The 25,571-nt window shown below is 68.5% G+C and carries 30 protein-coding genes and 1 tRNA gene; 17 read left to right on the top strand and 14 right to left on the bottom strand.

The genetic code is table 11. The annotated features are described in order from the left end of the window. The first annotated feature begins 108 nt into the window (after nucleotides 1-108). The 5 genes from ACSDR0_RS16325 (at nucleotide 109) to ACSDR0_RS16305 (ending at nucleotide 6,088) form a co-directional block, all read left to right on the top strand. Entirely contained in the window at nucleotides 109-1,173 is a 1,065-nt protein-coding gene (locus ACSDR0_RS16325) for an ABC transporter permease (protein ID WP_435289650.1), read from the top strand. 37 nt (nucleotides 1,174-1,210) lie between these two features. After that, nucleotides 1,211-2,194: a substrate-binding domain-containing protein gene (locus tag ACSDR0_RS16320; RefSeq protein ID WP_435289649.1), complete on the top strand. Its 984-nt coding sequence runs from the start codon at nucleotides 1,211-1,213 to the stop codon at nucleotides 2,192-2,194. A gap of 214 nt (nucleotides 2,195-2,408) precedes the next feature. Further along, on the top strand, nucleotides 2,409-4,376 hold the full coding sequence (locus ACSDR0_RS16315) for a discoidin domain-containing protein (protein WP_435289648.1): 1,968 nt from the start codon (nucleotides 2,409-2,411) through the stop codon (nucleotides 4,374-4,376). A gap of 466 nt (nucleotides 4,377-4,842) precedes the next feature. Continuing rightward, entirely contained in the window at nucleotides 4,843-5,649 is an 807-nt protein-coding gene (locus ACSDR0_RS16310; RefSeq protein ID WP_435289647.1) for an SDR family NAD(P)-dependent oxidoreductase, read from the top strand. Between the two features lie 202 nt (nucleotides 5,650-5,851). Next, nucleotides 5,852-6,088: a helix-hairpin-helix domain-containing protein gene (locus ACSDR0_RS16305; RefSeq protein WP_435289646.1), complete on the top strand. Its 237-nt coding sequence runs from the start codon at nucleotides 5,852-5,854 to the stop codon at nucleotides 6,086-6,088. 138 nt (nucleotides 6,089-6,226) lie between these two features. On the opposite strand, the gene ACSDR0_RS16300 is transcribed toward ACSDR0_RS16305, so the two are convergent. From ACSDR0_RS16300 to ACSDR0_RS16285, 4 genes are all read right to left on the bottom strand, one after another. Continuing rightward, complete coding sequence (locus ACSDR0_RS16300; RefSeq protein ID WP_435289645.1) at nucleotides 6,227-7,015, bottom strand: DUF899 domain-containing protein; 789 nt, start codon at nucleotides 7,013-7,015, stop codon at nucleotides 6,227-6,229. Between the two features lie 31 nt (nucleotides 7,016-7,046). Continuing rightward, nucleotides 7,047-7,376, bottom strand: a complete 330-nt coding sequence (locus ACSDR0_RS16295) for an ArsR/SmtB family transcription factor (protein WP_435289644.1) — start codon at nucleotides 7,374-7,376, stop codon at nucleotides 7,047-7,049. Next, nucleotides 7,363-7,800, bottom strand: a complete 438-nt coding sequence (locus tag ACSDR0_RS16290; RefSeq protein ID WP_435289643.1) for an SRPBCC family protein — start codon at nucleotides 7,798-7,800, stop codon at nucleotides 7,363-7,365. Before ACSDR0_RS16290 ends, ACSDR0_RS16295 begins: the two co-directional genes overlap by 14 nt. Nucleotides 7,801-7,970: 170 nt before the next feature. Further along, the gene (locus tag ACSDR0_RS16285; protein WP_435289642.1) at nucleotides 7,971-8,267 is read right to left on the bottom strand and encodes a hypothetical protein; all 297 of its coding nucleotides are present in this window, start codon (nucleotides 8,265-8,267) and stop codon (nucleotides 7,971-7,973) included. 132 nt (nucleotides 8,268-8,399) lie between these two features. On the opposite strand from ACSDR0_RS16285, the gene ACSDR0_RS16280 reads away from it, so the two are divergent. Both ACSDR0_RS16280 and ACSDR0_RS16275 read left to right on the top strand, forming a co-directional pair. Further along, nucleotides 8,400-8,777 carry a DUF4180 domain-containing protein gene (locus ACSDR0_RS16280; protein WP_435289641.1) on the top strand — a complete coding sequence of 126 codons (378 nt, stop codon included), beginning with the start codon at nucleotides 8,400-8,402 and terminating at the stop codon, nucleotides 8,775-8,777. A gap of 19 nt (nucleotides 8,778-8,796) precedes the next feature. Continuing rightward, nucleotides 8,797-8,868: transfer RNA gene (locus tag ACSDR0_RS16275), tRNA-Cys, on the top strand. A 138-nt stretch (nucleotides 8,869-9,006) separates the two neighbouring features. Here the strand turns inward: ACSDR0_RS16275 and ACSDR0_RS16270 are convergent. Both ACSDR0_RS16270 and ACSDR0_RS16265 read right to left on the bottom strand, forming a co-directional pair. Beyond that, nucleotides 9,007-9,438: an SRPBCC family protein gene (locus tag ACSDR0_RS16270; RefSeq protein WP_435289640.1), complete on the bottom strand. Its 432-nt coding sequence runs from the start codon at nucleotides 9,436-9,438 to the stop codon at nucleotides 9,007-9,009. 180 nt (nucleotides 9,439-9,618) lie between these two features. Further along, entirely contained in the window at nucleotides 9,619-10,200 is a 582-nt protein-coding gene (locus tag ACSDR0_RS16265; protein ID WP_435289639.1) for a MarR family winged helix-turn-helix transcriptional regulator, read from the bottom strand. Between the two features lie 279 nt (nucleotides 10,201-10,479). Between ACSDR0_RS16265 and ACSDR0_RS16260 the strand changes: the two genes are divergently transcribed. From ACSDR0_RS16260 to ACSDR0_RS16240, 5 genes are all read left to right on the top strand, one after another. Continuing rightward, nucleotides 10,480-11,853, top strand: coding sequence for an alpha/beta fold hydrolase (locus ACSDR0_RS16260; protein ID WP_435289638.1), 1,374 nt, complete (start codon nucleotides 10,480-10,482; stop codon nucleotides 11,851-11,853). 293 nt (nucleotides 11,854-12,146) lie between these two features. Next, nucleotides 12,147-12,533, top strand: a complete 387-nt coding sequence (locus ACSDR0_RS16255; RefSeq protein ID WP_435289637.1) for a VOC family protein — start codon at nucleotides 12,147-12,149, stop codon at nucleotides 12,531-12,533. Between the two features lie 72 nt (nucleotides 12,534-12,605). Further along, nucleotides 12,606-13,238: an AAA family ATPase gene (locus tag ACSDR0_RS16250; RefSeq protein WP_435289636.1), complete on the top strand. Its 633-nt coding sequence runs from the start codon at nucleotides 12,606-12,608 to the stop codon at nucleotides 13,236-13,238. A 238-nt stretch (nucleotides 13,239-13,476) separates the two neighbouring features. Continuing rightward, nucleotides 13,477-14,322 (top strand): class I SAM-dependent methyltransferase, encoded by an 846-nt coding sequence (locus ACSDR0_RS16245; protein ID WP_435289635.1) that lies wholly within the window; start codon nucleotides 13,477-13,479, stop codon nucleotides 14,320-14,322. A 199-nt stretch (nucleotides 14,323-14,521) separates the two neighbouring features. After that, nucleotides 14,522-15,169, top strand: coding sequence for a TetR/AcrR family transcriptional regulator (locus ACSDR0_RS16240; protein WP_435289634.1), 648 nt, complete (start codon nucleotides 14,522-14,524; stop codon nucleotides 15,167-15,169). On the opposite strand, the gene ACSDR0_RS16235 is transcribed toward ACSDR0_RS16240, so the two are convergent. Further along, nucleotides 15,166-15,672, bottom strand: coding sequence for a DUF1203 domain-containing protein (locus ACSDR0_RS16235; protein WP_435289633.1), 507 nt, complete (start codon nucleotides 15,670-15,672; stop codon nucleotides 15,166-15,168). The two genes, ACSDR0_RS16240 and ACSDR0_RS16235, sit on opposite strands and share 4 nt — an antisense overlap. Before the next feature lie 270 nt (nucleotides 15,673-15,942). On the opposite strand from ACSDR0_RS16235, the gene ACSDR0_RS16230 reads away from it, so the two are divergent. Both ACSDR0_RS16230 and ACSDR0_RS16225 read left to right on the top strand, forming a co-directional pair. Further along, entirely contained in the window at nucleotides 15,943-16,308 is a 366-nt protein-coding gene (locus tag ACSDR0_RS16230; protein ID WP_435289632.1) for a hypothetical protein, read from the top strand. A gap of 332 nt (nucleotides 16,309-16,640) precedes the next feature. Next, nucleotides 16,641-17,657 (top strand): oxidoreductase, encoded by a 1,017-nt coding sequence (locus ACSDR0_RS16225; protein WP_435289631.1) that lies wholly within the window; start codon nucleotides 16,641-16,643, stop codon nucleotides 17,655-17,657. Between the two features lie 138 nt (nucleotides 17,658-17,795). Here ACSDR0_RS16225 and ACSDR0_RS16220 read toward each other — a convergent pair whose 3' ends face one another. Together ACSDR0_RS16220 and ACSDR0_RS16215 are read right to left on the bottom strand one after the other, a co-directional pair. Continuing rightward, complete coding sequence (locus tag ACSDR0_RS16220) at nucleotides 17,796-18,347, bottom strand: hypothetical protein (RefSeq protein ID WP_435289630.1); 552 nt, start codon at nucleotides 18,345-18,347, stop codon at nucleotides 17,796-17,798. Nucleotides 18,348-18,672: 325 nt separating this feature from the next. Further along, nucleotides 18,673-19,881 (bottom strand): hypothetical protein, encoded by a 1,209-nt coding sequence (locus ACSDR0_RS16215; RefSeq protein ID WP_435289629.1) that lies wholly within the window; start codon nucleotides 19,879-19,881, stop codon nucleotides 18,673-18,675. A 202-nt stretch (nucleotides 19,882-20,083) separates the two neighbouring features. Here ACSDR0_RS16215 and ACSDR0_RS16210 point away from each other — a divergent pair, with 202 nt between their 5' ends. Beyond that, nucleotides 20,084-20,821 (top strand): AAA family ATPase, encoded by a 738-nt coding sequence (locus ACSDR0_RS16210; protein WP_435289628.1) that lies wholly within the window; start codon nucleotides 20,084-20,086, stop codon nucleotides 20,819-20,821. Nucleotides 20,822-20,982: 161 nt separating this feature from the next. Here the strand turns inward: ACSDR0_RS16210 and ACSDR0_RS16205 are convergent, their stop codons facing one another. The 5 genes from ACSDR0_RS16205 to ACSDR0_RS16185 all read right to left on the bottom strand — a co-directional run bounded on the left by ACSDR0_RS16205 (nucleotide 20,983) and on the right by ACSDR0_RS16185 (nucleotide 23,692). Beyond that, nucleotides 20,983-21,639: a hypothetical protein gene (locus ACSDR0_RS16205; RefSeq protein WP_435289627.1), complete on the bottom strand. Its 657-nt coding sequence runs from the start codon at nucleotides 21,637-21,639 to the stop codon at nucleotides 20,983-20,985. A 9-nt stretch (nucleotides 21,640-21,648) separates the two neighbouring features. Beyond that, entirely contained in the window at nucleotides 21,649-21,894 is a 246-nt protein-coding gene (locus ACSDR0_RS16200) for a hypothetical protein (RefSeq protein WP_435289626.1), read from the bottom strand. 10 nt (nucleotides 21,895-21,904) lie between these two features. Further along, complete coding sequence (locus tag ACSDR0_RS16195) at nucleotides 21,905-22,303, bottom strand: hypothetical protein (RefSeq protein WP_435289625.1); 399 nt, start codon at nucleotides 22,301-22,303, stop codon at nucleotides 21,905-21,907. A gap of 248 nt (nucleotides 22,304-22,551) precedes the next feature. Then, the gene (locus tag ACSDR0_RS16190; protein WP_435289624.1) at nucleotides 22,552-23,271 is read right to left on the bottom strand and encodes an ATP-binding protein; all 720 of its coding nucleotides are present in this window, start codon (nucleotides 23,269-23,271) and stop codon (nucleotides 22,552-22,554) included. Then, on the bottom strand, nucleotides 23,228-23,692 hold the full coding sequence (locus ACSDR0_RS16185) for a hypothetical protein (protein ID WP_435289623.1): 465 nt from the start codon (nucleotides 23,690-23,692) through the stop codon (nucleotides 23,228-23,230). The genes ACSDR0_RS16190 and ACSDR0_RS16185 overlap by 44 nt, the downstream gene beginning before the upstream one ends. Before the next feature lie 796 nt (nucleotides 23,693-24,488). Here ACSDR0_RS16185 and ACSDR0_RS16180 point away from each other — a divergent pair. Further along, nucleotides 24,489-25,340, top strand: coding sequence for a helix-turn-helix domain-containing protein (locus ACSDR0_RS16180; RefSeq protein ID WP_435289622.1), 852 nt, complete (start codon nucleotides 24,489-24,491; stop codon nucleotides 25,338-25,340). Nucleotides 25,341-25,351: 11 nt separating this feature from the next. Continuing rightward, nucleotides 25,352-25,564: a DUF397 domain-containing protein gene (locus ACSDR0_RS16175; protein WP_435289621.1), complete on the top strand. Its 213-nt coding sequence runs from the start codon at nucleotides 25,352-25,354 to the stop codon at nucleotides 25,562-25,564. The last annotated feature ends 7 nt before the right edge of the window (nucleotides 25,565-25,571 follow it).

The raw sequence follows: 25,571 nt of genomic DNA, 5'->3' as shown, positions 1-25,571 counted from the left end.
GCCGGCCCGGAGTGACCGTATGACCTGGCCGGCCCGGAGAGAAGGGACGACCCGGCCGGCCCCGAGAGCCCGGACGACCCGGCGGCCCGCCGAGTCCGGGGACGTCGCGTGACCGGGCAACCGGCGGGGTCCGCGCGGGCCTCCACCGATCCGGCCCCCGCCGCCCAGGGCCCCAAAGGCTCCTCTCCCGCCCGGGTGCCCGCAGGTCCGGCGGCCTCGATCCCCGGGAGGTTCCCCCGGCTGGTCCTGGCCGGCCGGGACGTCACCGCGCAGGCCGCGTTCGTCACGCTCATCGTGGCGCTCGTCGCGGTGGCGGCGCTCACCTCCGACACGTTCCTGACCCCGACCAACCTCACCAACCTGCTCAAGCAGATGGTCACCACCGGCCTGCTGGCGTACGGCATGCTCGTGGTGATCCTCACCGGAGGCATCGACCTGTCGGTCGGGTCGGTGGTGGCCTTCTCCGGCATCATCACCGCCGGTCTCGTCTCCAGCCTTCCCATCCCGATGGCGACGGTCGTGGGCATCGCCTGCGGGATCGGGTTCGGGCTGGTCAACGGCATGCTGGTCGCCCGGTTCGGGCTGGCGCCCTTCGTGGTGACCCTGGCGGCGCTGACCACCATCAGGGGCCTGGCGTTCGTCTACTCCGAGGTGCCGATCACCCCCGAGGACCCGGCGTTCCTCACGCTCGGCTCGGCGATGCTCGGCCCCGTCCCGCTGAGCACCGTGATCATGCTGGCCGTCTTCCTCGCGGGCGGCCTGTTCCTGACCCGTTTCCCCGCCGGTCGCTCCATCGTCGCGATCGGCGGCAACGCCGAGGCCGTACGGCTCGCGGGCATCAACGTGCGCAGGCACGTGATCCTCGCCTACACCATCAGCGGCGCGTGCGCCGGGCTGGCCGGCGTCATCCTGGCCAGCCGGGTGGGCATCGCCCAGCCGAGCGTCGGGGTTGCCTTCGAGCTCGACGCGATCGCCGCGTGCGTGATCGGCGGGGCGAGCCTGGCGGGCGGGCGCGGGTCCGCGAAGGCCACCTTCGGCGGCGTCCTGGTCCTCGTACTGATCAACAACCTCCTCAACCTGTACGGCGTGCAGAGCTTCTGGCAGCAGGTGCTCAAGGGACTGATCATCATCGCCGTCATCCTCGTCCAGCGCGCCAACCAGGTGCGCACCTGACGTACCGGCTCCACAACACCCCCCGAGGTATACCGAAATGAACGCGAAAAAATTCAGCAGCCTGCTGGTCACCGGCCTTCTCGCTCTCAGCCTGGCCTCATGCTCCTCCAGTGAGGGCCAGCCCTCCACCGCCGCCGCCTCCGGTGACGGCTCCTACACGATCGGCGTCGCCAACTTCATGCTGAGCGGCCCCTACTTCAGCGGCATGGACAAGGCGATCGCCGCCCAGGCCAAGAAGAAGGGCAAGATCGAGGTCATCAGCACCGACGCCAACGGCGACGCGGCCAAGCTCGCCTCCAACGTCGAGGACCTGCTGAGCAAGAACGTCGACGCCATCATCATCTCCGGCGGCCCGCTGGAGTCGGCGCCCGCGGCGCTCAACGCGGCCAAGACGGCGAACAAGCCCGTGGTCCTGGTGGACCGCAAGTTCCAGAGCGGCGAGTACACCAGCTGGATCGGCCCGGACAACAAGGCGATCGGCGTGCAGAACGGCCAGTTCCTCGCCGAGAAGCTGCCCAAGGGCGGCAAGGTGGCGATCATCAAGGGCGGCCCCGCCGACAACAGCATCGGCCTGGCCCGTACCGAGGGCGTGAAGTCGGTGCTCGGCAGCACCGCGGGCATCACGCTCGTCGAGGCCCCCGACTTCGGCAACTGGGGGTCCGACGGCGGCCTGACCGTGATGGAGAGCCTGCTGGCGACCAACCCCGACCTCGTCGCGGTGTTCTGCGAGAACGACGCGATGTGCCTGGGCGCGCAGCGCGCCATCGCGGACGCGGGCAAGTCCAAGCAGATCGTCATCGCGGGCGTCGACGGCCAGGCCGAGGCGCTCAAGGCGATCCTCGACGGCACCAACTACCTGGTGACCGGCCTGAACGACGCGGACATCATCGGCGCCATGGGCCTGGACCGGGCGGTCGAGATCCTGGGCGGTGCCAAGGTCGAGAAGGACACCGTGGTGCCCTCCCCGAGGGTCACCAAGGAGAACGCGGCCGAGTACTTCGACCCCAACGGCGGCTTCTGACCCTTTCTGATCCGCGGCCGTTCGGGGGAACGGCTGCGCGACCGTTCGGGGGAACGGCCCGTGGAGCACGGCCGGTTTTGAACGGCGGACGGGTGGCGGTCGGCGACGCCACCCGTGATCGCCCGGCATCGGAACGGAGGTGCACACCCGCGAGGACGCGGGTCGCGTTCAGGCACGAGCAACGCCTTACTCGTCGAGTGAAGGGCACTCAAGCATGCGAAGAAACGTCAGAGGGGCCGCGCGCAAGGCGGCCCTCGCCACGGTCACCACGACCGTCGTGGCACTCACCTCGTTCGGGGTCAGCACCCCCGCGACAGGTGACAGCGCCACGCCGGCCGGCGCCCGTACCCCCAGCCCGAGCAGTTCGAGCAGCCCGAGTACGCCTGGTAAGCCGGGCACGTCGGGCACACCGAGTACGCCGAGCGCGCAGGCCGAAGACGGCAAGGCGGGCGCGAAGGCCAAGGCGAGCGCCGCCGCCTGGACCCTGCTGCACTCCGAGAACTTCTCGGCCCCCCTCAACCCGGGTAACGCGCCGTGGGTCAGGGAGAACTACACCACCCCGTTCGACACGATCATGGACGACGCGGGCCAGTGGTACCGCAACGACTACGGGCCGGCCTGGACCACCGCGTTCAACTCCTTCGCCACCTACCGCAAGGAGTTTCCGGTCGGCCAGGGCGGCTGGCTGACGGCTTCGCTCTCCGCCCGAGACTGGAACAAGGACGGCGTCATCGAGTCGCCGCCGTCGATCACCAACGCGTCGGTGGGCGGCGGGCCCGCGGCGATGCTGAACGTGCCCGACCACACCGGCGGAGCGATCTTCCGGCCCACCGGCAAGCTGCCCGACGAGTATCGCGTCGAGTACAAGCTCAAGACCATCGACTTCGGCGGCAAGCGGAACGGCTCGATCGAGTACAACGGCAAGGTCAACGGCTACAGCACCCAGGGATGCAAGACGCAGCACCCCTGGGGCGAGGGCTCCCGGAGCCCCGGCTGGAGCGGTAACGCCGCCGCGCCCTACTGCGAGTGGCAGGACGTGCGGTCCGGCCCGTACGGCTACAACGGCTTCCACTTCATGTCGATCGTGGACTTCGCCAACCCCGCCCCGAGGAACAACCACTTCTGGCACTACCGCCGCAAGGTGCTGATGGACTCCTTCTCCCAGCACCCCGACCGGGTCGGCAGCGGCACCGGCGGCCGGGTCTGCGACTCCAACACCAACCAGTACTACAACTACCGCGACGGCAACTTCAACACGGTCAACATGTGGATCAGCGGCCTGCCCAACTGGACGCCGGGACCCGGCGGCCTCGCGGGCAACTCCCAGTGGTTCATGACGAGCTGCTCCGGCGGCGTGGCCGAGCAGCAGCTGTCGTCGGCGGCCGAGCTCCAGCCCGAGCTGATGCCCAACCAGTCCTACACCTTCGCCATCGAGCGCGACGCCACCGGCTACGTCCTTGAGGCCAGCGGCAACTTCGCCCGTGTCGGGCAGAAGACGATCCGCTTCCACCGCCCCTTCATCGTCAACAACGCGCCGATCTGGCACTACAACGTCAAACCCGGCGAGTACGACGGCCGCTACAACGCCACCCTCGTCCAGAACGACGTGAACGGCAGCGCGTCCTGGCCGAACCAGTGGCCGGCCGGCTCCCAGTATCCCGACTACTTCGTGATCGGCGACCTCTACACCAACGTCTACGAGGGCAGCGCGAGCCTGACGGACATCCGCCTCTACGTCCCCGAGACGACGCAGCCGGTCACCAACCTCGCGCTGAACAAGCCGGCCACCGCCAGCAACCAGTGCGCGGCCAGCGAGGCCCCCGCCAAGGCCGTCAACGGCAGCTGGACGGGCGGCAACTCCGACAAGTGGTGCGCGCTGGGCGCCAACAAGTGGCTCCAGGTCGACCTGCAGTCGAACACGCAGGTGGGGCGCTTCGTGGTGCGCCACTCCGGCGCGGGCGGTGAGAAGACGAGCTGGAACACCCGCGACTTCGACCTCCAGGTCAGTACCAACGGCACCACCTGGACGAACGTCGTGAGCGCCCGGGGCAACACCGCCAACGTCACCACCCACACCATCACACCCGTCACCGCCCGGTACGTCCGGCTCAACGTGCTGGCCCCGACCAGCGACAGCGATACCGCGGCCCGCATCTTCGAACTGGAGGCCTATTCCAGCTGACGCCTCTCCCAGCCGGTCCAGAACGTCTGTTCAGAGCGTCTGCCCAGGGCGTCTGCCCAGGGCGCCTGCTTAGGGCGTCTGTTCAGAATGTCTGCTTAGGGCGTTTGTTCAGGACGTCCGTCCAGCCGAACCGGCACGCGCCGCGGCGGGAATCCCCGCCGCGGCGCCGTGTCCGTCAGACAAGTGGCGCCCATCGGGCGATGCGGTGTTCGTCAAGCGATGTGGTGTCCTGTCCGTCGGTTGATGCGGTGTCTGTCAGGCGATGTGGTATCCGTCGGGCGACGCCGTGTCAGCCGGGCGTGAGTTCCCGCCCGGCCGCCGGGGCGTTCGCGCCGGATGAGAGGTCCGAATCCGGCCGGAATTGCCGGTCTGAATCTCGCCAGCCCGGGGCCGCGCACCCGCCATAGCTTTGCTCACGTGAAGGGCCCCTCCCGCCGTGCGGGGCCCGACGACGAAAGGGCAATCCATGGACCTGCAGCTTTCCGGCCGTGTCGCGGTCGTCACCGGCGCCTCCAAGGGGATCGGCCTGGCCGTCACCCGTACCCTCCTCGACGAGGGGGCCCGCGTCGTGGCCGCCTCACGCAAGAGCACCCCGGAGCTGGAGGCGCTCGGTGGCGCCGACCTGCTCCACGTACCGGCAGACCTGACCGACCCCGAGGCGCCCGGCCAGGTCGTGGCGCGGGCCGTGGAGGTGTTCGGCGGGCTGGACATCCTGGTGAACAACGCCGGTGGCCCGCCGCCCGGTGTGGCCCTGCCGCGCTTCTCGTTCCTGGCCCCCACCGACGACGACTGGCGGGCGATGTTCGAGTTCAACCTGTTCTCGGTCGTACGGGCCGTCCGTGCCGCCGTTCCGGTGATGCTCCAGCGGGGCGGGGGCTCGATCGTCAACGTGTCCTCGACCAGTGCCCGGCTGCCTGGCCCGGTGAACGTCGACTACAGCGCCGCCAAGGCGGGTCTGAACAACCTGACCAAGGCGCTGTCGGAGGAGTTCGCCCCGCAGGGCATCCGGGTGAACACCGTGTCACCGGGACCGGTGCGGACGCCGTGGTGGACCGAGGAGGGCGGTGCGGCCGACATCATCGCCGCGCAGGCGGGAACCGACCGTGACAGTGTGCTGGACGGTGTCGCGGCGGAGATGATGAGGCTGACCACCGGCCGCCTCGCCGAGCCGCAGGAGGTCGCGGATGTGATCGCCCTGCTCGTCTCGCCGCGCTCGGCGAGCACCACCGGCGCGGACTTCGCCGTCGACGCCGGGCTCCTCAAGGAGATCTGACACACCCGGCTCCGGCGAGGATCGGCTCTCCCGAGGTCATCCGATATCCAGGGGCAGCCGGTTTTGTCGTAGGGGAATGCGAGACTCGCACCACCGCGTCGCGCCGTCCCCGCGACCCCGGGTCCCCGCGGCGCGGTGTTCCCGTGACGCGAGGTTCCCCGTGACGACGGGCGACCGGCTCCCCGTTCCGCAAGGAGGCACCATGACGACCCGCGACCAGGGCGACGTCCCGGCCGATGCTCCCGGCGACATTCCCACCAACATCGGCCGCCCCGCGCGCGGGGCCCTGGCCGCTGCCGGTTACACGACGCTCGCTCAGGTGGCCACCGCGACCGAGCGGGAGCTCCTGCGGCTGCACGGCATGGGGCCCAAGGGCGTTCGCCTCCTGCGCGAGGCACTCGCCGAGCGTGGTCTCACCCTGGCCGACCCGGCGACGTAGACCCGCGACCATGCTCGCCCCGCCCTGAACCACGCGGGAGTGGCGCCCCCGGCCTGCCGGCTGAGCCCGGAGGGTGCGGCCCCGGCTTTCCGGCCGAGCCCAGAGCGGTGCGGCCACGGCTTTCCGGACGGCGACATGTCAGGTGCCGTACTCGTCGGGCAGGCGCATGTTGGGGCCGCCGGCCTGCAGGCCGAGCGGGACCGCGCGTCCCTTCGGTTCCTCCCACGCCTCCTGACGGCCGAGGGCGGTGAGGTCGAGATACCGGTAGCCGTTGTGAAACTCCTCGATGCCGCGCCCGTACGTGGAGTAGGTGTGGAAGACCTCCTCGCCGACCCGCAGGAACGCGCTGATGCCCGGCAGTTCCGTGCCGCGCATGCTCTCCGTCCACGGTCCACCCGTCCACGGTGTTCCGTCCTCGGCGAGTTCGGCTTCGGTGCGGAAGTGGAGCAGCACCGGCACGACCCGGTCGTCGAGGGCGGTGTGGAAGTCGTAGTTGAAGTCGCCGCCGTACGAGGAGTACCACGGGAACGTCCAGCCCATCCGCTCGCGGAACGCGGCGATCTTCTCGTACGGCGCTCGCGACACCGCGACGAGCGTGGTGTCGCGCACGTGCAGCTGCCGCAGCCCGCTGATCCCGTCGGCGGCGGAGGAGCAGCTTGAGCAGGCCTGGTCCCATTCCGGGTCGAACATGAAGTGGTGCATTACCAGCTGCGACCGGCCCTCGAACAGATCGAGCAGGCCCACCGCCCCGTCCGGGCCGTCGAACGTGTACGGCTTGTCCATGCGGGCCATCGGCAACCGGCGGCGGTCGGCGTTGACCCGGTCACGGGCCCGGGTGAGCTCCTTCTCCTTGGCCAGCAGCTCCTTGCGGGCGGCGAGCCACTCCTCGCGCGACACCACTTCGGGCAGGTTTCCCGTCGTCGTCATCTTGATCTCTCCCAACGGTTGGGGGTGGTCCTCACTTCAAGCGGTCCCGCAGGGCGGCCAGCGGACCGTCCCAGTCGCGGGCGAGCGCGCCGAGAAACTGCTGTGCCACCTTCATGGGCGCGGAGTTCAACCGGTAGCGGACCCGGCGCCGCTCTCCCGGCTCGGCCACCACCAGCCCCGCCTCGGCCAGCAGGGCGAGATGCTTGGCGATGGCCTGCCGGGTGATCGGTAGCTGGGCGGCCAGATCCGTCGCGGTGGCCGGCCCCCCGGCCGCGAGCGTGGCGAGGATCCCTCGCCGGCTCGGATCGGCCAGAGCGGCGAAGACCTCCTGCGCCACCGCCTCCGGATCAGGCCTGTCCATCGAGGTACGCAACCAGCTCGTCCAGCTCGTTCGTCCAGCCCTTGCTGTTGCCCGCGTAGGCCACCTTGTGGTCTTCGGCATCGGGCATTTGCGCGAACCCGCTTTCGACCATGGTCAGGGTGGTGCCGGTGCCGGTGGGCTCCAGCGTGAACTCCACATAGGTGCGTCGCGGATCGGTGTCGGGAAGGCCGTAGATCGGCCAGGTGTATGCGAAGACGCGCGGCGGCTCGAAGCGCTCGATGGTGAGGGTGGCGGTGTCGCCACTGTTCCAGACGAGTTTGGCCTGGCCACCGACGCGCGGGTCGATCTCGGCGCGGTTCCCGAACCAGGTACCCAGGCCCTCGGCGGTGGTCAGCGCCGCCCAGACCCGCTCCGGGGGGTGGGCCAGCTGGATCGTGCGCTCGATCTGGTCGGGGAATGCCATGTCCGTCTCCTTATTGCAACTGCTTGGTTGCCACTCAACTTATGGCAATCAACTGGTTGCGTCAACCCGCGCGTCCTCCGCGCCTCCTTCGCGCTTCCGTCCGTGCGTCCTCCGTGCCTCCAGTCGTGCGTCCTCCACAGGTCCATCCATGCGCCCGCCCGGGCGTCCACCTACGTGTCCATCCATGCGCCTACCCGGGCGTCCACCGAGCCCCGCTCCGGTGGGCGCCCGGCCGGATCGGTCGATATGTTGCCCCGAGCCTTTTCCATCCGTCCCGCGATTGATCCCGTCACGAGCCCCGAGCGAAAATCCATGGATTTCCTTCGGCGATTGACGTCGCGGATATTCGCCATTAGTATCGCTTTCACAAAGGACGGCGGAGCTTGACGTTGACGGCCCGCCCGAGGACGAGACGGCAGGAGCCAGATGATGAGCAGGAAGGCGGCGGTCACGATGATCCGCTCCACCCATGCTCTGGGCACCTCGTCCTGTTGTCGCGCCTGACGCGCACTTTCCCCAGCTCAAAGCCCTGACGACGTCATCGGACGGCGTGGCGCGAGCCTTTTTCTCCCTCGTACCCAGAAAAGGGATGAACAATTATGCCTGAAACGCTTTTACCCATGCCCGGATTTCGTGTTCTCGTATTCCCCGCAGAATGGGAGACAATTCAGAATGAGAGCGCCGCCCTCGATTTGATAGGCGAGGCTCTCGGGCGGGACGCGGAGGCGGTCGTCATTCCCGCGGAACGGCTCGGCGACGACTTCTTCCGGCTCCGCACGCGCGTCGCCGGTGAAATCGTGCAGAAGTTCGTGACGTACCGGCTGCTTCTGGTGATCGTGGGCGACATATCCCGGCATGTCGCGGCAAGTTCTGCTCTACGGGACTTCGTGCACGAGACGAACCAGGGTGATCACGTCTGGTTCCTGCCCGGTCTGGGAGAGCTGGAGGCGCGCCTGGGCCGGCGTGCCGGAGTCTGACCCCTTTCTTCACCCGCACGGCCGTGTGCCCGAGTGGCTCAGGGAACCGCCTGCAAAGCGGTGTACGCCGGTTCGATTCCGGTCACGGCCTCTCATCGAAAAACCGTCCGCCTGTCATGATCGCCACGGAAGATCCCGTGGCCGTCCCCCGAGACGCCCGGCCTCCGGCTGTGGGGGAAGATCCCTCGACCTCGACCTCGACGTGCGTTCGGCGTGCGTTCGGCGTGACCTAATCCGCGACCGCCTCCTCCGCTTCCTCCGCCTCTTCCAGCGTCCGCTTCATGTCCGCTGCCCCCCGCTCGACGCGCACGCGGATCTCCGCCGCGTGCGCGTCCGGCAGCACGTCGGTTATCCAGACGAGCCGAGTGCGACCGGACTCTTCGGGCAGGACCTGGAACGAGGCGTGGTGGTGCGTGAGGGCCGGTTGCGCGCCTTCGACCACCGCGTAGGCGAGCCTGCGCGTCGTGTCGTCGACATCGACGATCAGCTCGCGGATGACCTTGCCATTGGGAAAGACGAGAGTCCTGACGTCACCCTCGATGTGGGTGTCGGCGACGCGGTCCGGCAGGAGGCGCCGGTGCACCGCGCCCACGTCGCGTATCGCCGCCCAGACCTTCTCCTGGCTGGAATTGATCACAACTTCTGTGCGGATGGAAGCCATTTCCCGATCTCCTGTCTGGGTGATTCCCGGTCGGCGTATTCCCTCCGCGCGGACACCACTCGGGCTCCGGCCTCGGAGGATGCTCACCCATGGGTACGTGCGACACGCTGCCGGCAGGCGGGCATCCTCCGGAGTTCGCCGGATCTGACACTCGGTGGCCTGCCGGACGGCGTGTTCGGCTCACTGCCGGGCGTTGTCCGTGCCGTCGGCCTGGTCCAGGTGCCGGGAGAGCCGGTGCTGGTTTTCCGCGAGGCGAAGGCACAGGTGCCGCAACTGGGTCAGCTCGTCGGGCGTGAAGTCGTGGAAGATCGCCGCCATGGCGGCCTGGGTCGGCCGGCGGAAGGATTCGATCCACGTCTGTCCCGCGGGGGTGATCTGGGCCAGGACGGAGCGCCGGTCATGACGATCGGGGACCCGCCGCACCAGCCCGTCGCGTTCGAGGGTGTCGACCAGCCCGGTGACGTTGCGGGAGCTCACTCCGGCCGACTGGGCCAGGTCGCCGATGCTGACCCCGTCGTCGGTCGAGGCGCTCAGGCGCATCAGGATGTCAAGCGCCCCCGAGCTCAGCCCGCGCCCCTGAGCGCCGTGAGCGCGGATGCGCTCGACGGAGTGGAAGGCGGTGCGGACGGCGGTCGCGGCTTCGAGGGCGAGTGTGTCGTCGCCGGCGGTGAACCGGGCCATGGCCGCCCTTGCCCCGGGATCGAAGAGGGAGCCACCGGGATCACGGGCGAACTCGACCGGCAATTTATGTACGTCCTTCATAATGAAGCAGTACTTTAATACCTTCTTCGCTAAATTGTCGATACGGGAGGCCCACACCGGAGGTGAGAGTGCGACGGGAACCGGCTTCGAAGGAGCCTGCCCGCCTCCGCCTCACGGCTCGACGGACAGGTCCCTGACCTTGGAGGTCCCGATGACCTCGGCCGCTCGCACGGCGGGCGTGATCGTCGGAGGATGACATCCCCCGGTCTGATTCGCCGTCCCGGGAATCAGACCGGGATCCGATGTGCCCGGGGTGGTCGTTCGGAGATCGTGGCCGTCATGCTGACGTCAATCGCCATCGCCCTGACCCTCCTCGGCTCGGGCGCGCAGGCGCCACAGGCCGATCCCCTCGACTGGAGCACCTGCCCGGGTGACAAGATCGGCATGGAGTGCGCCGACCTGCGGGTCCCCGTCAACTGGCAGCAGGCCGGCGGGCGCGAGATCACGCTGAAACTGGGCCGCCTGAAGGCCACCGGCACCTCCGAGGGCTCCGTCCTGATCGCCTACGGCGGGCCGGGCGGCCCGGGGATCGCCATCACCCGGTCCGCGAACTGGTGGACCAAGCTCCGCGAGCGCATGGACATCGTCACGTGGGACACGCGGGGCTACGGGGAGCAGTTCGGCGGCCTGAGCACGGGCCTGCCGTGCACCTGGACACGCGTCCCGCTGCCCGAGTTCCCCAAGGACGACGCGGACTTCGGACGGCTCTCCGACACCAACCGCGGCTACGCCGAGGCCTGCCGTAACAAGGATCCCGAGTTCTTCGCCAACATGAGCTCGGCCGACAACGCCAGGGACATGGAGGCGATCAGGAAGGCGCTCGGCGGCGCCAAGCTCAACTTCTACGGCGCCTCCTACGCCGGGTTCTACGGGCAGGCGTACGCCAGGCTCTTCCCCGGCCAGGTGCGCACGATGGTGCTCGACGGCACGTGGAACCACAGCACCGCCGACTGGACCGGCGAGCTGGAGAAGATGGCAAGAAGCAACGAGGAGGCCATCGGCCGCTTCTTCGACTGGTGCGCCGCGGGAGAGTGCCGCGACGTGCCCGCGAAGTGGCGCAAGCTGGTCGCCAGGGCCGACCGCACGCCGATCCCCGCCAAGCGGGCGGGCATCGCGTACGACGGACGCGACCTGCAGGCCTTCGCAGTGAGCTCCGCCAGGGACGGCGTCGAGGCGTGGCCGAAGCTGGCGCGGGACATCCGGGCGGCCGTCGACGGTGATGCCTCCGGCTTCCTGCCCGAGCGCGGCGCCCGCTATCCCGACCAGTCGACCGGCGTCACCGAATGCGTCGACTGGCCCCGTCCCGCCAACCGTGCCGAGCTGGAGTCGACGATCGCCCGGCTGCGCGAGATCGCGCCCAACGCGGGCACCGCGAACACGCTGGCGACCGGGACCCTCGGCTGCGTCGGCTGGCCGGTGGGGGTGACCAACCCGCCCGCCCCGCTGCCGAAGGGCCTGCCGCCCATGCTCGGCGCGGGCGCCTGGGGCGAGTCCGACGCCGTGCAGCGGGTGCTCAAGCAGGTCCCGGGCAGCGTCACCGTCCGGCACGAGGGGCCCGGCCACACGCTCTACGGTTTCAACGCCTGCGCCCGCGACCACATCGACCGCTACTTCACCGACCGCGTACTGCCCGCGGCGGGAACGAAGTGCTGATGCCGGGGACCGTCTGGTGGACACCCGTGCGGCCCGCCCCCTCCTCGCGGTGACCCCGTCGCCGCCGTCCGGGTGCCCACGGATGATCTCGGGGCGCCGGCCGATCCGGTAAAGCGCGACCAACGATCTCCCCGGGAAGGTCCCGAGGTTCCGGCTCGACGCCGCGTTCGCCGTGGCGGCGGCGGCGGGCGGCGCCTATCATCGCGAACCGGTGTCGAACGTCGTCACCGCCCGGGTGAGGCGTGCGAGGACCTCGCTCATGAGAAGCCCACGAAGGCCGGGGGAGTCCGATCGTGTCCGTCGAACTGAACCACACCATCGTCATGGCCCGCGACAAGCGGGTCTCCGCCGCGTTCACGGCCGGGATCCTCGGCCTGGACGTCGGGGCGCCCTTCGGCCCGTTCCTGCCCGTCGCCACCGCCAACGGGGTCACCCTGGACTTCGCGGACAGCGACCGGGACGAGATCGTCTCCCAGCACTACGCGTTCCTGGTCTCCGAGGACGACTTCGACGCGATCTTCCAGCGGATCCAGCGGGCCGGGCTCACCTACTACGCGGACCCGGCCCGCGAGCAGCCGGGAGAGATCAACCGCCGCGACGGCGGGCGCGGCGTCTACTTCCCGGACCCCGACGGCCACCTCCTGGAGATCCTCACCCGCCCGTACGGCAGCGGCGGCTAGGACCCCTCCAGGGACACGGCGGGGCGCGGGATCGCCCGCCGTGCCGTCGCCCTGGTCTCGTAGGCTCGGCGCATGCTTCTGTGGATCAACGGCCCCTTCGGCGGAGGCAAGACCCAGACCGCGTACGAGCTCCGGCGGCGGCTTCCCGGAAGCGTCGTCTGCGACCCCGAGCACGTCGGCTTCGGCCTGCACCGGATGACGCCGCCGCCGCTGCGCGGGGATTTCCAGGACCTCCCGGCATGGCGGCAGGGCGTGTACGAGGTGCTGGACCTGGCCCTCACCAAGCACGACGGCACGGTGATCGCACCGATGACCGTCGTGGAGCCCGCGTACTTCCGCGAGACCGTCGGCAGGCTGCGAGAGCGCGGCCACGACGTCAGGCACTTCGCGCTCCTGGCCGGCCGGGAGACGGTTCTGCGCCGCCTGCGCGAGCGCGGCTTCGGGCACGCCGTGCAGTTCGTGGCCGGTAAGAGCGCCGCGCTGCGCGGGGAGAGTTTCGCCGTGTCCAAACTCGACCTGTGCCTGGAGCGGTTGCGCGACGCGGAGTTCGCCGAGCACGTGTGGACCGACCGCCTCACGATCCCGAGGGTCGCCGACCACATCGCCGCCTCGTCCGGGCTGACGCTCGCCCCGAACACGGACGGCGCGCTACGAGGACTCCTGCGGCGCGCGTGGACGGGTGCCAGACACATCCGGCTCGGCTGAACGAGGGGGCGGACGCCGGTTCCCGCGAACGACGTCCGCCGCGTGACCGCGTGACCGTGTGCGTCACCCTGCTCTCCGCTTCCGGCTCGCTCAAGTGACGGTTGACATCTCCCGTCCGACGTCCTCATTATGAACGAGTATTCATGAACGAGTGTTCATAAGAGGGATGTCGCGGGCGCACCGAGGGCGGAGCCGGTGGAGTCGTTCGGGGCGTTCCGGGACCCACGGGAGGAACTCGATGCTTTCCATCGTCAACACCGAGCAGGCGGAAGCGTGGAACGGCTACGAAGGGAGCCACTGGGCCGATCACCAAGCCCGGTATGACGCCGTGAACAGCGGGTTCAACGACCACCTGCTCGCGGCGGCCTCCATCGGTGACCGGGAGCGCGTGCTCGACGTCGGATGCGGCAACGGGCAGGTGACGCGGCTGGCCGCCCGGCGGGCGCGACTCGGAGGCGCCACCGGGATCGACCTGTCGGCGCCGATGCTGCGGCGGGCGCGTGCCAGTGCGGCCGACGAGGGGGTCGCCAACGTGACCTTCGAGGAGGGCGACGCCCAGATCCACCCCTTCCCCGCCTCGGGCTTCGACGTGGCCGTGAGCCGGTTCGGGATCATGTTCTTCGCCGATCCGGTCGCCGCGTTCGCCAACATCGGCCGCGCGCTGCGACCGGGCGGGCGCCTGGCGGTCCTGTCCCTGCGGAGAATGGCCGACAACGACCTGGGCGCCGTCTTCGCGGCGATGGCTGAGCACCTCCCGCCGAGCCCCGCCCCGGCCGGGCCCGGTGCCCCCGGTCCGGAGTCGCTGGCCGACCCGGCTCGCATTCGAGAGGTACTCACCGGCGCGGGCTTCGAGAAGGTGACCTCCACGCCGGTCGAGGCGCCCCAGGTGTGGGGCCGGGACGCCGCCGACGCGGCCGGTTTCCTCGGGGCATGGGGTCCCGTCCGCTTCATCCTCGACCAGGTCGACAGGGCCACAGCGGCCCGAGCCCTTGACGCGCTCACGGTGGCGCTTCGGCCCTACGAGGAGCCCGACGCCGTACGGCTGCGCGGCGCCGCCTGGCTGATCACCGCCACCCGCCCCTGACATCCGTCACTGACACTCGCCCCCCACTTGGCCGTCTCCACCACCCGCTTCCGTCCCCCCGTCCCCCCGGACGCCGGACGCCGGCCCGATCCGCCTCCGAAGTCCGGACGCCCGCCGTCCGGCGACCCTCGCGACCCTCGCGGCGATGGCGGCGATGGCGGCGGTCACCGGACCTCGGTGTTCACTACCATGCGATGTGATGTCACCGAGAAAAGCAGCCGCCCTGCGTGACGGCGAGGGCAATCGGAGCCTGCGCGAGCACCTGATCGCCGCCGCCGAACGCCTCATGGCCCGGCGCGGCACCGCCGGGCTCACCGTACGAGACATCGCCCGCGAGGCTCAGGTCGCCGACGGCGTGCTGTACAACCACTTCGCGGGGAAGGAAGAGCTACTCGCGCTCGCCCTGCACGCCCACGTCCAGACCGTCGAGCGCGAGCTGGGCGAGCTGCCCAACCGTGCCGGAAGCAGTACGGTCGAGGACAACCTGCGCGTCTACATCACCCGGGGGCTGGCGTTGCACGCCGCGATCCTGCCCTCCTTCGCGGGCCTGCTCGCCCAGCCCGAGGTCCTCATCCGGTTCGCGAACCTGCCCAACCCCATGGCGGGTGGCCAAGGACTACGCGAGGAGCTGGCCACATACCTGCGCGCCGAGCGGGACCTCGGCCGCCTGGCCCCGGACGCCGGCACCGAGGCCGCCGCCACCATGATCATCGGTGCCTGCCACGAGCTGGTCCTGCCCCATCTGCTCCGCGGTGGCGCGGCGACCGCGCTGGAGATTCCCCCCGGTTTCGTCGACGACCTGCTCACCACCGTCCTGAACGGCATCGGCCCGGCCAGGACCCCCTAGGCTCGGCGCACCTCGAACAGGAAGCAGCCGAACTCCACCGCCCGCACGTGTACCAGCGCCACGTCGGGGTCCGCGAACTGCTCCGCCAGGATGGCTTCCGCCGCGGTGGCGTCGCGGCTGACGTACTCGTCCACCAGCCGTCCGCCGAGGATGTTGCCGTCGGCGTCGTAGGCGCGGAAGACCCGCCGCTCGCCGCACATGTCGACGGGGAAGCCCGTCCCGTCGGGCCCCTCGCAGGGGTCGGCGTGCACGAACACCGGGCCCAGTTCCTCGTACGGGCCGGGATCGCCCCCGGTCCGTGCCCCCCACCGGCGCAGCGGCGCGTACGAGAGCAGGGCGAGTCGCTCTCCCGGGAGGCCGCGGCGCAGGCAGCACCGCAGCGGGGAGCCCCCCTCGGTGTCGGTGACCATGCGGGGAGGACGCCCGGCGTCGTCGCGGACGCGCAGCTCGGCGGCGACCTCGGCCTCGATGGCGAACGTGCGGAGAGTGCTGAGAGTGCTCATGGATTCATGCTCGGCCCCGCCGATGTGGTGTGGCTGGCGGAAATCGGCCGTGGTTGTGGACCTGGAGAGCGCCCGCCAGGTGATCCGCGGACGCGGAGCTCACCCGGAGTCTTCTCCGCGACGGCTCGTCACGCGCGTCGATCAGAGGGCTCTTGGCCACCGGAAGGACGAAAATCACCAAAAAAGGGCGAAATCGCTCCGGTTTTCACCGCCGCGAGCTATGAGGAGTACGCCCTGGCGAAGAAGTCCGCCGGGTCCTGGCCTCCCGCGGTGGTCGGTGCGGGGCTGAAGGTCGGCACCGTCGTCGTGTGGTCCGAGGCCACCACCGGAGATGGTGAGCTGTTCGAGGAGTATCCGAAGGGACTCGCCATCTCGGAGCAGACCGTCTACGCCGTCGCCGACCTCGACACCGAGCATTGGGTGGTGGACATGGGGGCCATCAATGCCCGGCTCCACTTCGGGGAGGGGACGGTGGTCGCGCTGGGCGACACCCACGCCTGGGTGAAGATCAATTTCCAGGAGAGCGATGACGACGGTGTGGTCTCCTGGGTCTCGCCGAAAGTGGCGCAGCTCGCTCTCCCCGACGGATACGGCTACGCACGGCTGCGCTATCACCTGCTGAGGCCGAAAACCTGACCGGCGTCGGCGTCCGCTCCCTCACGCCCCCCGCGGCAGCACGCCGACCGCGGCCGGATCGGGGCGTAGGTCTCGTTCACGGAATCCCGTACGGCGGCCGTGTTCGACGCCTCGCCGGACCGTGCTTGAGCCGACCGCGTGCGGCTCAAGCACGTAGCCGGACCGGCCAAGGTGCCTCCGGGGGACACGGCGCGTTTGCTAAGCGGAGGGTCCTCCGATAACGTCGATCCCATCAAAGCGGAGAGTTCTCCGTTTCGTTGGGTCATCGTAGGAGAACCCATGCGCCACATCAAGCTCGGTCGTACGGACCTCGACGTCTCGGAGGGGATCGCATGACCACACCCACACCCCAGGTCCCGCTCGGCACGGGGTACGGCCCCGCGACGACCGCGGGCGAGATCCTCGCCGGCGTCGACCTCACCGGCAGGACCGCGATCGTCACGGGCGGCTACTCCGGCCTCGGCGTCGAGACGGTCCGCGCGCTGCGCGCGGCGGGAGCGTCGGTCGTCGTTCCCGTACGGAACCGGGAGAAGGCGGCCGAGACCCTCGCCGGCATCGACGGCGTCCGGCTCGAACCGATGGACCTCCAGGATCCCGCGTCGGTCGACGCGTTCGCCGACCGCTTCCTCGACGGTGACCGGCCGCTGCACATGCTGATCAACAGTGCTGGGATCATGGCCGTCCCGCTCTCGCACGACGCGCGGGGCTACGAGTCGCACTTCGCGACCAACCACCTCGGCCACTTCCAGCTGACGCTCCGGCTCTGGCCCGCGCTGCTGCGGGCCGGAGGCGCCAGGGTCGTCGCGGTCTCGTCGTGGGGACACCGCCAGTCCGACATCATCTGGGACGACGTGCACTTCGAGCGCCGCCCCTACGATCCGATGAGCGCGTACGGGCAGTCGAAGACGGCCAACAACCTCTTCGCCGTGGAGCTCGACCGACGCGGACGCGACCACGGCGTCCGGGCGTTCTCCCTGCACCCGGGCAGGATCCTCACCCCGCTCGTACGGCACACCGGCACGGACGTCCTCCGGCGGATGGGCATGATCGGAGAGGATGGCGAGCCGCTCATCGACCCGTCGCGGAACATGAAGAACCCCCAGCAGGGCGCCGCGACGAGCGTGTGGTGCGCGACCAGCCCGCGGCTCGACGGGCACGGCGGCGTCTACTGCGAGAACTCCGACATCGCCCCGTTCGTCCCCGAGGGCGACGACCCGGTGGCCATGGCCGAGGAACGGGTGCGAACCCGGAAGTCCCTCGCCTTCGGCGTCATGCCCTACTCGATCGACCCGCGCTCCGCGACCCGGCTGTGGGAGCTCAGCGAGAAGCTCACGGGAGTCCTTCTCTGAGGCGTCGCGCGTTGGACGGGTTCGAACCGGATGACGATTCCGGCGAGGTCACCTCAACGGCCAGGTGCCCCCGGCGCGCATGGCGGGCCGGGGGCACCTGGAACGTCTCACAAGGTCAGTGCACGACGTAGCGGTTCACTAGTAGACGACGTAGCAGTTCACGCCGTCGGACTCGCGGTAGCACTTGGCCGTCTCCAGCCCGTTGATCTTGGTGTAGACGTTGGCGGCGAGCCGGTGCCAGGTGCCGTGCATGCTCAGCCAGTACGGCTCGGACTGGATGGTGAACGCGTCGGTGTCGCTGTACCCGGCGTTGTAGCTGTACGTGTGCCCGTTCATGCTTGTCGTGCGGCAGTTGCTGTCGGCCGTCACCCAGGAGGTCTGGCTGCCGCCGTTCCAGTTCCAGATGTCGCAGTTGCCGCCGTATCCCGCGTTGTAGTTGCGGATGTCCTTGGCGATGATCAGGTTCTGGATGCTGTTGTACCGGATCACCAGGCCACAGCATTCGACGGCGGCCACGGCCGCGCCGCCGGACTCGGCGGAGGCGGTGGACGGGGGGTTCACCGGGGCGACCAGGGGCGGGGTGGTCGGCTTGTCGTCGGCGTAGGCCACGGAATTCGGCGCGAACACCGATACGACAAGGGCGACCGTGAGCATCAGGTAGCGGACTGTTCGAGAGCTCGGCTTTTTCATGATTTTCCCTTTTCCTGGGTTCTCCGCGACCGCGCCATACGAATCCGATGCGAGAGTCCGATGCGAGAGTTCGACGCATCCCCCGTCCCGCAGTCACCGACGATGCGACCGGCCCCTCCTTCGGGAAGGCACCGGGCACATCGGTGGTGAGGCCCCGTTGAGCGGTCCGCCGGTGTTACCTCGTGTCGGCCTCAGTTTGTGGGAGGTGAAGGCACGAGTCATTGCCTGTGAGCGCTCGCCCCTTGACTGTTAGCGCCAACCTGCTCTCTGAGCTCGTACGACACTCGCCGACGTCCAGGGCGGCACCGGTGGCGGCCAGGTCGTACTACCGGCCGGGCTCTTCTTCCGGCCGGTCCTGCCAGGTGGCCTCGGAGCACAGGACGCGGGCCGCCTCGTGTGGTTCGGCGTCCCTGACCACGTAGTGGTCGGCGCGTCCGTTGTAGCGCTCAGGGCGGAGCACGGTCACGATGCCCGAGACGAAGATCTGGCGACGGTGCGGATAGCGGACGTGCACCTGCCGCTCGACGGTGAGGCTGCCGTCGAACGGCTGTCCGCCGATGATGTCGTCCTCCCACCGCCAGAGGCGACAGCTGGTCCCCGGCGACAGGAATCCCCTGCCTTCGTAGGGCATGGTGAAACTCCGGGAGTTCCCCGGATTCAACTCCTCGGCGATGCGCTCCTCGTCGGACATCTCCCGCAGCCGCTCTTCCTGCTCATGCGGCTCCCAGTCGGGGAAACGGTGCGGCAGGGATCCCATGGCCTCCTGCCGCGCGTAGTAACGGTCGACGAGGGGATCGGCGAACCGGCCAGGGCGATCCTCGGGACGGATGACGCTCTTCGGCGTGACCTCGGCCCCGTCCTCGATCTCGACGCCCCGCGCCCGCAGCCACTCGTGGATCGTCACGCCCTTCCCGCGGAGCCGCTCCTCCGTCCGGCTCAGCCACTCCTCGAAGGTCGGCCGGGAAGGATCGACCCGCATCGAGACCCAGTCCTGGGCGACCGTCAGGGGCACGGGCACCGACCGGGGCCTGAGCGGCGGAGGCAGCATCTCGGGCGGAAGCGGCAAGGGGACGTACTCTTTCGGCATCGGCACGATGTACGACATGGCCGGCGAGTGCACCAGCGGATCGAACGCGTCACGGATCGGCCAGAAACGCAGCAGCCACCGCTCCTCGGGGCCGTCCGTATCCTCGTCCGTCTCGTCGTCCGTGTCTTCACCCGTGGTGAGCGGCTCGAAGTGCATCGTCATGCCGTACTCGAAACACGGCGGCCCGATGAGGAAGTCGTGGCCACGACCGTCCATCATCAGGGCCAGGTGAACGACACCGCTGTCCGCCACGAAGGTCACCTGGTCGACCGGTGTCCAGGGACCTTCGGGACTCGGCGGCTCACCGTCCCACGCCTCCATCCGGACATCCGCCATGAAGTGGTAGCCCTCCGGGCTGCTCCACTCCCCGACGTCGGTGCCCGCCAGGGTGAACATCCCGTACTCCACGTAGACCTCGTCGTCGATGCTGCGGAGCATGCGCGCCATGTGCGTCCCTCGATAGATCCAACTCCGGCCGGTCGCGGGTAGCCTGCCGCAAGCGTCCGACAAAACCACGCACACCCTCGACCGGCTGATCCCTGGGGAGCCGTTCGTCCTGGCCGGCGCCGATTCCGTCCGCGCCTGTACCCGATCCCGTTCGCGCCCGCACCAAGCGGCTACTCCGGCGCGGTCGGCGATAATGGCCGCGATGCTGATTACAAACCTGCGCATTCCCACTCCCCACCCTGGCGAGTGGCCGTTCATCTTGTCCCCGGTCGCGCACCTGGTCGACGGCGTCGAGCTGACCGCCCCGGTGACGTTCCTGGTGGGAGAGAACGGCTCGGGAAAGTCCACGATCGTCGAGGCTGTCGCCGACGTGTGCCGGATCAACTCCGAGGGAGGGAAGGCCGGGACGAAGTACGCCAGCAGGGGACCCGCGACCACCCCGCTCGGCGAGGTCCTGGACGTCGAGCTGACCTCACTCGGGCTGCGGCTCATCCACGGTCCCCGGCTCAAGAGGCGCGGGTTCTTCCTTCGCGCGGAAACCCTGTTCAACCTGGGGCGCAACGTGTCCGGCCTGTACGGCTACTGGGCGGAGGATCTCACCGAGCAGTCACACGGTGAGGGATTCTTCACGGTTCTCGAACGGATGGTGGCCGGCCCCGGCCTGTACCTGATGGACGAGCCGGAGGCGGCCCTGTCGTTCACCTCGTGCCTGCGGCTGCTCAGCCTGATGGACCGGGTACGTGGCGAGGGCGGTCAGATCATCTGTGCCACCCACTCGCCGATCCTCGCCAGCCTGCCCGGCGCCCAGATCCTCGAACTCGACGACCACGGGATCCACACCACCGAGTGGGACAAGCTCCAACTGGTCGACCACTGGCGCCGCTACCTGGCCAAGCCCGAGTTCTACCTGCGCCACGCGCTGGACCGGGGCGACGGCTGACCCCGGCCTTACCACGAGGGGGCAGCACCTGTTGAGGCCGGCGCGGCCTGCCAACGGCGCCGGACGAGCCTGAAGACGCTGAAATCACGTGACACCGGCCAGGCGGCGACGGTCAAGGAGCGGAGGCGTCGCCCCGCTCGGCGGAGACGAACACCCTTGAGCTATGAGTCCAGCGCCGGGGCGTAGACCGACTGCTGCTCCCGGACGAGCCGGTCGAGGTCCAGGCGTACGCCGCTCATCGCTTCCACGGTCGCCAGGGCTGTCTCCCAGTCGCGATATTGATCGGTGTACGGCACGCCCGTTTCGTCGTCGGTCATCTTCCGTTTGGCGAGTGTCCGGAGTGCGCCCAGGTAGGCCTCCAATCCCTGCGGGTTCTGGCCGGTGCATCCCGACAGCTGGGGGTGCAGGATGTCCAGCCTGGTGACAAGAGCGCCGTCGGCGCCGTAGCACAACTCATTGGCATTGTTGATCAACCACCAAAAACCCCACGCTTGAGCGTTTTCGGTCAGCCTGGCCCACGCTTCCGGGGTGGTGGGCGAAAAGCCGACGCTGGCTATGAGAATCACGCCATGCTCGCTTTGCTCCAGCGCCACATAGCCGGTGTCCGGCAAATCCACCGGAAGGCGCGGAACGATCGTGCTGGGGTCGGCGCCCAACCGGCACGCGACCTCGGTGACCGTCAGCGGCGTGTCACGACCCCGTACGACCATCCAGAACATCGAATCGGTGTTCATCAGGCCTTGCACCGTGGACAGGTCGTCAAGATCTTTCAAGAAGCGCGTGTAGTGTTCGATCATCTCAGGCGTAACCGGATCCACTGGTTTTTCCTACCCTGTCGGGAGGCGCGTTCGAAGCAGCTCGCGGACCTTCTCGGAGCGTTCCCGGCGTAGGCGTGCGTTGCCGTTGCACAGGACCTCGACTTCGACAAGAGGAGAGGCAACCATCTCGACCTCTCGGGCGAAGATTCCCTCGAACACCGCGGCGGCGCTGCGCCACCGCTCCTCGCCCGTGCCCTTGTTGATGTCCTCACTACGGGTGATCAAGTCGAGATACACGTTGGCGTCGGGATACACGCGGGGGAGGCTAGGCACCCCTCACCTCCCCGGATGTGGTCGTCGACGTTTTGACCGCCCAGCCAGTCCGGTGCGGTCCCCAGCAGCTCCGCAACCGGTGCGAGTCTTTCCTGGTCTTTGGGGAGAGGCTCCAGGTGTTCGATATCGATACCCTGGAGACCAGCGCGTCGATGGAGGCGAGCAGAGAAGCGTGGTCGCGGCGCGGAGTCTCCCTGGCGCTCAGGCGTACGACGAGCTCCTGGTCGTCATGGCCGAGATCGTGCACGATCCATGCGGGCCTGACCGTTTTCCGCTGGGCGAAGACATGATCGATCTCGTTCAGCGCACGCTGGACCTGGGTGAGAGTATCGGTGTACCGCGCGAGATCAATCCGTTCTCCCGCCCTCGCGGAGGCGAATCTCCAACGCATTGGCACTCATGGCCTCACCGTAACGGGACCGATGCGGCAGGACCATCAACCGAGGCCGTCGCTCGCGCCGCGTCATCGTCGGCTCCTCAGCGATAGGGGATCAGCACTCTGAGTGAACAGCGCGTGAGCATCATGGACCGTTGTCCAAGTCCAGGCGACCGCTTCTGCCGAAAGGGCCTGACCTTGGGGCAGACTCCGAGTCTGCGCCCAAGATCAGTGCGTTGGCCGGGAGTGCTCGCGCCGGTCTGTCAGGTGAGCTCGAACCAGATGACGGTTCCGGTGGGGTCGCGATGGAAGCCCCATCGGCTGGCGAGGTCGTTGACGAGCAGGAGTCCCCGGCCACCGGAGGCGTACGGCGAGGGGTTCCCGGTGCAGGGGATCCGGGTGAAACCGGAGTCCTGGACAGTGATGATCACGCCATGGGGAAGGAAGGCCACCGTGACGACGAACTCTCCGGGCCGGTCACCCGGTTCGGTGCCGATCGGCTCACCGTCGTCCGTTCTGATGTCGGCCGCTCCGACGCCGCTCGCTTCGACGTTGGTCGCTTCGATGTCGTCCGGTTCGGTGTCGGCCGTGCCGATGTCGTCCGCTTCGATGTCGCTCAGCTCAGCGTCGGCCGGCTTCGTGTCGGTGGGCTCGGCGTCGATCGCTTCTTTGGCGATCGACCTGCCGGAGTGTTCGACGGCGTTAGTGGCGAGTTCGCTGGTGAGGAGCATGGCGTTGTCGCGGAGCGGGTGGTCGTCACCGAGGATCTCGGCGACGAAGTTCCGCGCGTTCCTGACCTGGTCGCGTGTGGCCGGGAAGCGCTGGGAGATCACGGGCGTGTGACTCGGAATGGTCGACCAGCCGGGGATTCTGCCCAGGTGCGGCGACCACATGGTGGCGGCCGATCCCGTGGGGTCGTCGGCCGTCGTACGGAAGCGGTCAGCGAACACGCCGACGAGTATGGACAGAAGCCGTGCGGTCATTCCGGTCACCTCCCCTGCCCGTGACGCTCACGGTGCTCTCGTCGCTTCCGGCGTCCCCGATGCTCCCGCCGAGACCTTCGGGTCGCGGCTCCGGAGTCGTCGCCGGGCGCTCCGCCCCGGAGAGGGGACGCCGTGGCCATTCGTGCTGGTCGGGGACGGGATGGGGACGGAAGTCCTCGATGTGTCGCATCCGCGCGGCCAGTTCGGCGAGCGCGTCGGCCTCGACCAGGCCGACGCGCTCCCGGCACCAGGCGGGGGAGAGCGCCCACCAGCGTTCGGTGGCCTTGCCGTACCAGAGACACCAGTCCGCGAACCGGAGCGCCAGCGTGCCGAGGTCGTCCTTCTCGGGCTCGTCGGAGAGGTCTTCCGTTGTTGCGACGGCCGTTGTTGTGACGGCCGCTCCGACGGGTGGCGGGCTCATGCCGTGACCCCTTTCCGGTGCGACTCGCGCCTGCCCGGCCAGGGCCGTACACCCGGCGACTCCCGTCCGTACGGCGACTGTCCGTACGGCGGCGCGGCCATCGCGGCCGGTCGCGCGTGGCGTCCCCTGCTCGCGGGAGAACCCGCGAAGGGACGACTCGTCGGGCGCGCGGTCACGGTGGTGAATGGGTTCGCTGTGGTGGGTACGGTGTGCGCGGGTGGCATTGGGGGCACGGCCGAAGGCAGCCGACCACAGAGCCCGAGGCGACGCCGGGCCGTCATGCGGGTGCGAACCTGGGCTGCAGTGGGCTGCTCCCACAGATGCCCGGGCCGATGCGGCAGGCTGGCGGCGTCGTGCGCGTACGGGGGATGGCCACACCAGCGGCAGCCCAGGGGCGAGGGCGGCTGCTCGGCATGCCAGCGGACCCGGATGATCTTGGGGGTTCTATTAGGGTTGGACACAGGTCGCACCTCCAGTGTGCGGTCGAGGTTCTGCCAGACGACGCCATTCGTCTGGCAGAACCGTTTTCTGGAGCGTCCTCAGCCTGGTGATGGCACCAGACGAACCGAGCTCTCCCGGCCCGCATTGGGCTGCCATCTCCGAGGGACTGCTCTCTCAGAGTTTCAAAAGGTGCGTTAGGTGAGAGTCACACCTAGATCACTCTGCGTGATGGATACTCTTCACATAGTGGCGGCCGACCACAGAATTTTCAAGGCCAAAATTTCATCGCCGGTATTGTCTAGTTTCGGCGGGCAGATTACGTGATTCGCTTACTTAACGTGTGAGAAGAGGGCAGATGACCGGTAGTCCGACCGTCAAACGGCGGCGTCTGAGCGCCGAGCTCATCCGGCTACGTGAGCAAGCCGGTCTCACCCACGATGAGGTTGCCAGGCGCTTGGAATGGTCGCGTGGCCGCCTCACCCACATGGAGCAAAATAAGTGGGTTCTGCCTGATATCGGTAACATTCGGCTTCTGCTCGACCTCTACAACGTTGTTGACCCCGCCATGCATGAGGCGATACTCGATCTTGCCCGACAGTCTCGGGAAAGGGGCTGGTGGGCCAAGTACAAGGACGTGTTTGGTGGCAGCCTCCCCGGCTTCGAGGCAGAGGCGACCCAGATCCGCACCATCGAGCTCGTGACCATCCCCGGCCTGCTGCAAACGGCTGATTACGCCACTGCGATCTTCCAGGCCGGACAGGTCCTCGATCAAACCGCGGTCCAGCGGCGTGTTGAGGCGCGTCTGGCCCGGCAAGCAATCCTCAACCGTGACAACCCGCCGCAGATCTGGGCCGTCATCGACGAGGCCGCGCTGAGAAAGATGGTCGGTGGTCCCAAGGTCATGGCGGAACAGCTCGGCCATCTTGCTGACATGGCGATGCGATCGAACATCGCTGTCCAAGTGCTGCCTGACTCAATCGGTGCACATGCGGCGATGGGGAGCGGGTTCGTCATCTTGGACTTCATGGGCGATCTGGATCCGTCGATCGTCTATTTGGAGACACCGACAGACAATCTCTTCCTGGAGCGACCGGAGGAGATTCAGGCGTATACGCTCACTTTTAACCGCGTAGTGGCGGCAGCCCTGACTGTCGAGGAGTCCGTACGTTATGTGGCTGCCCTGGCTGATCAGCTACAGCAGGAATAGAGGCGACGACTGTGGATCGAATCCCCTCAGGACTCATCTGGCGCAAGAGTAGCCAGAGTGCTCAGCAGGACAACTGCGTAGAGACGGCGGTCCTTCCCGGCGGAGGCTGTGCTGTACGAGACAGTAAGGATCCGAATGGGCCGGTGCTAAGTTTTACCAACGATGATTGGCATAAATTTCTTAGCAGCGTCAAGAGCGGACTATTTGAAGACCTAAGTCATTAATCGAAAG

The organism is Streptosporangium sp. G11, from assembly GCF_051192615.1.
Classification (GTDB): Bacteria; Actinomycetota; Actinomycetes; order Streptosporangiales; family Streptosporangiaceae; genus Streptosporangium.
The sequence above is the reverse complement of the archived record's forward strand: the minus strand, read 5'-3'. Positions and strand labels throughout refer to the sequence as shown.

Excerpts from the sequence above, each read along its gene's own strand:
- ACSDR0_RS16320 (WP_435289649.1), top strand. The coding sequence starts at position 1,211 with ATGAACGCGAAAAAATTCAGCAGCCTGCTGGTCACCGGCCTTCTCGCT.
- ACSDR0_RS16315 (WP_435289648.1), top strand. The coding sequence starts at position 2,409 with ATGCGAAGAAACGTCAGAGGGGCCGCGCGCAAGGCGGCCCTCGCCACG.
- ACSDR0_RS16310 (WP_435289647.1), top strand. The coding sequence starts at position 4,843 with ATGGACCTGCAGCTTTCCGGCCGTGTCGCGGTCGTCACCGGCGCCTCC.
- ACSDR0_RS16305 (WP_435289646.1), top strand. The coding sequence starts at position 5,852 with ATGACGACCCGCGACCAGGGCGACGTCCCGGCCGATGCTCCCGGCGAC.
- ACSDR0_RS16300 (WP_435289645.1), bottom strand. The coding sequence starts at position 7,015 with ATGACGACGACGGGAAACCTGCCCGAAGTGGTGTCGCGCGAGGAGTGG.
- ACSDR0_RS16295 (WP_435289644.1), bottom strand. The coding sequence starts at position 7,376 with ATGGACAGGCCTGATCCGGAGGCGGTGGCGCAGGAGGTCTTCGCCGCT.
- ACSDR0_RS16290 (WP_435289643.1), bottom strand. The coding sequence starts at position 7,800 with ATGGCATTCCCCGACCAGATCGAGCGCACGATCCAGCTGGCCCACCCC.
- ACSDR0_RS16280 (WP_435289641.1), top strand. The coding sequence starts at position 8,400 with ATGCCTGAAACGCTTTTACCCATGCCCGGATTTCGTGTTCTCGTATTC.
- ACSDR0_RS16270 (WP_435289640.1), bottom strand. The coding sequence starts at position 9,438 with ATGGCTTCCATCCGCACAGAAGTTGTGATCAATTCCAGCCAGGAGAAG.
- ACSDR0_RS16265 (WP_435289639.1), bottom strand. The coding sequence starts at position 10,200 with ATGAAGGACGTACATAAATTGCCGGTCGAGTTCGCCCGTGATCCCGGT.
- ACSDR0_RS16260 (WP_435289638.1), top strand. The coding sequence starts at position 10,480 with ATGCTGACGTCAATCGCCATCGCCCTGACCCTCCTCGGCTCGGGCGCG.
- ACSDR0_RS16250 (WP_435289636.1), top strand. The coding sequence starts at position 12,606 with ATGCTTCTGTGGATCAACGGCCCCTTCGGCGGAGGCAAGACCCAGACC.
- ACSDR0_RS16245 (WP_435289635.1), top strand. The coding sequence starts at position 13,477 with ATGCTTTCCATCGTCAACACCGAGCAGGCGGAAGCGTGGAACGGCTAC.
- ACSDR0_RS16240 (WP_435289634.1), top strand. The coding sequence starts at position 14,522 with ATGTCACCGAGAAAAGCAGCCGCCCTGCGTGACGGCGAGGGCAATCGG.
- ACSDR0_RS16235 (WP_435289633.1), bottom strand. The coding sequence starts at position 15,672 with ATGAGCACTCTCAGCACTCTCCGCACGTTCGCCATCGAGGCCGAGGTC.
- ACSDR0_RS16225 (WP_435289631.1), top strand. The coding sequence starts at position 16,641 with ATGACCACACCCACACCCCAGGTCCCGCTCGGCACGGGGTACGGCCCC.
- ACSDR0_RS16220 (WP_435289630.1), bottom strand. The coding sequence starts at position 18,347 with ATGAAAAAGCCGAGCTCTCGAACAGTCCGCTACCTGATGCTCACGGTC.
- ACSDR0_RS16215 (WP_435289629.1), bottom strand. The coding sequence starts at position 19,881 with ATGGCGCGCATGCTCCGCAGCATCGACGACGAGGTCTACGTGGAGTAC.
- ACSDR0_RS16210 (WP_435289628.1), top strand. The coding sequence starts at position 20,084 with ATGCTGATTACAAACCTGCGCATTCCCACTCCCCACCCTGGCGAGTGG.
- ACSDR0_RS16195 (WP_435289625.1), bottom strand. The coding sequence starts at position 22,303 with ATGCGTTGGAGATTCGCCTCCGCGAGGGCGGGAGAACGGATTGATCTC.
- ACSDR0_RS16190 (WP_435289624.1), bottom strand. The coding sequence starts at position 23,271 with ATGACCGCACGGCTTCTGTCCATACTCGTCGGCGTGTTCGCTGACCGC.
- ACSDR0_RS16185 (WP_435289623.1), bottom strand. The coding sequence starts at position 23,692 with ATGAGCCCGCCACCCGTCGGAGCGGCCGTCACAACAACGGCCGTCGCA.
- ACSDR0_RS16180 (WP_435289622.1), top strand. The coding sequence starts at position 24,489 with ATGACCGGTAGTCCGACCGTCAAACGGCGGCGTCTGAGCGCCGAGCTC.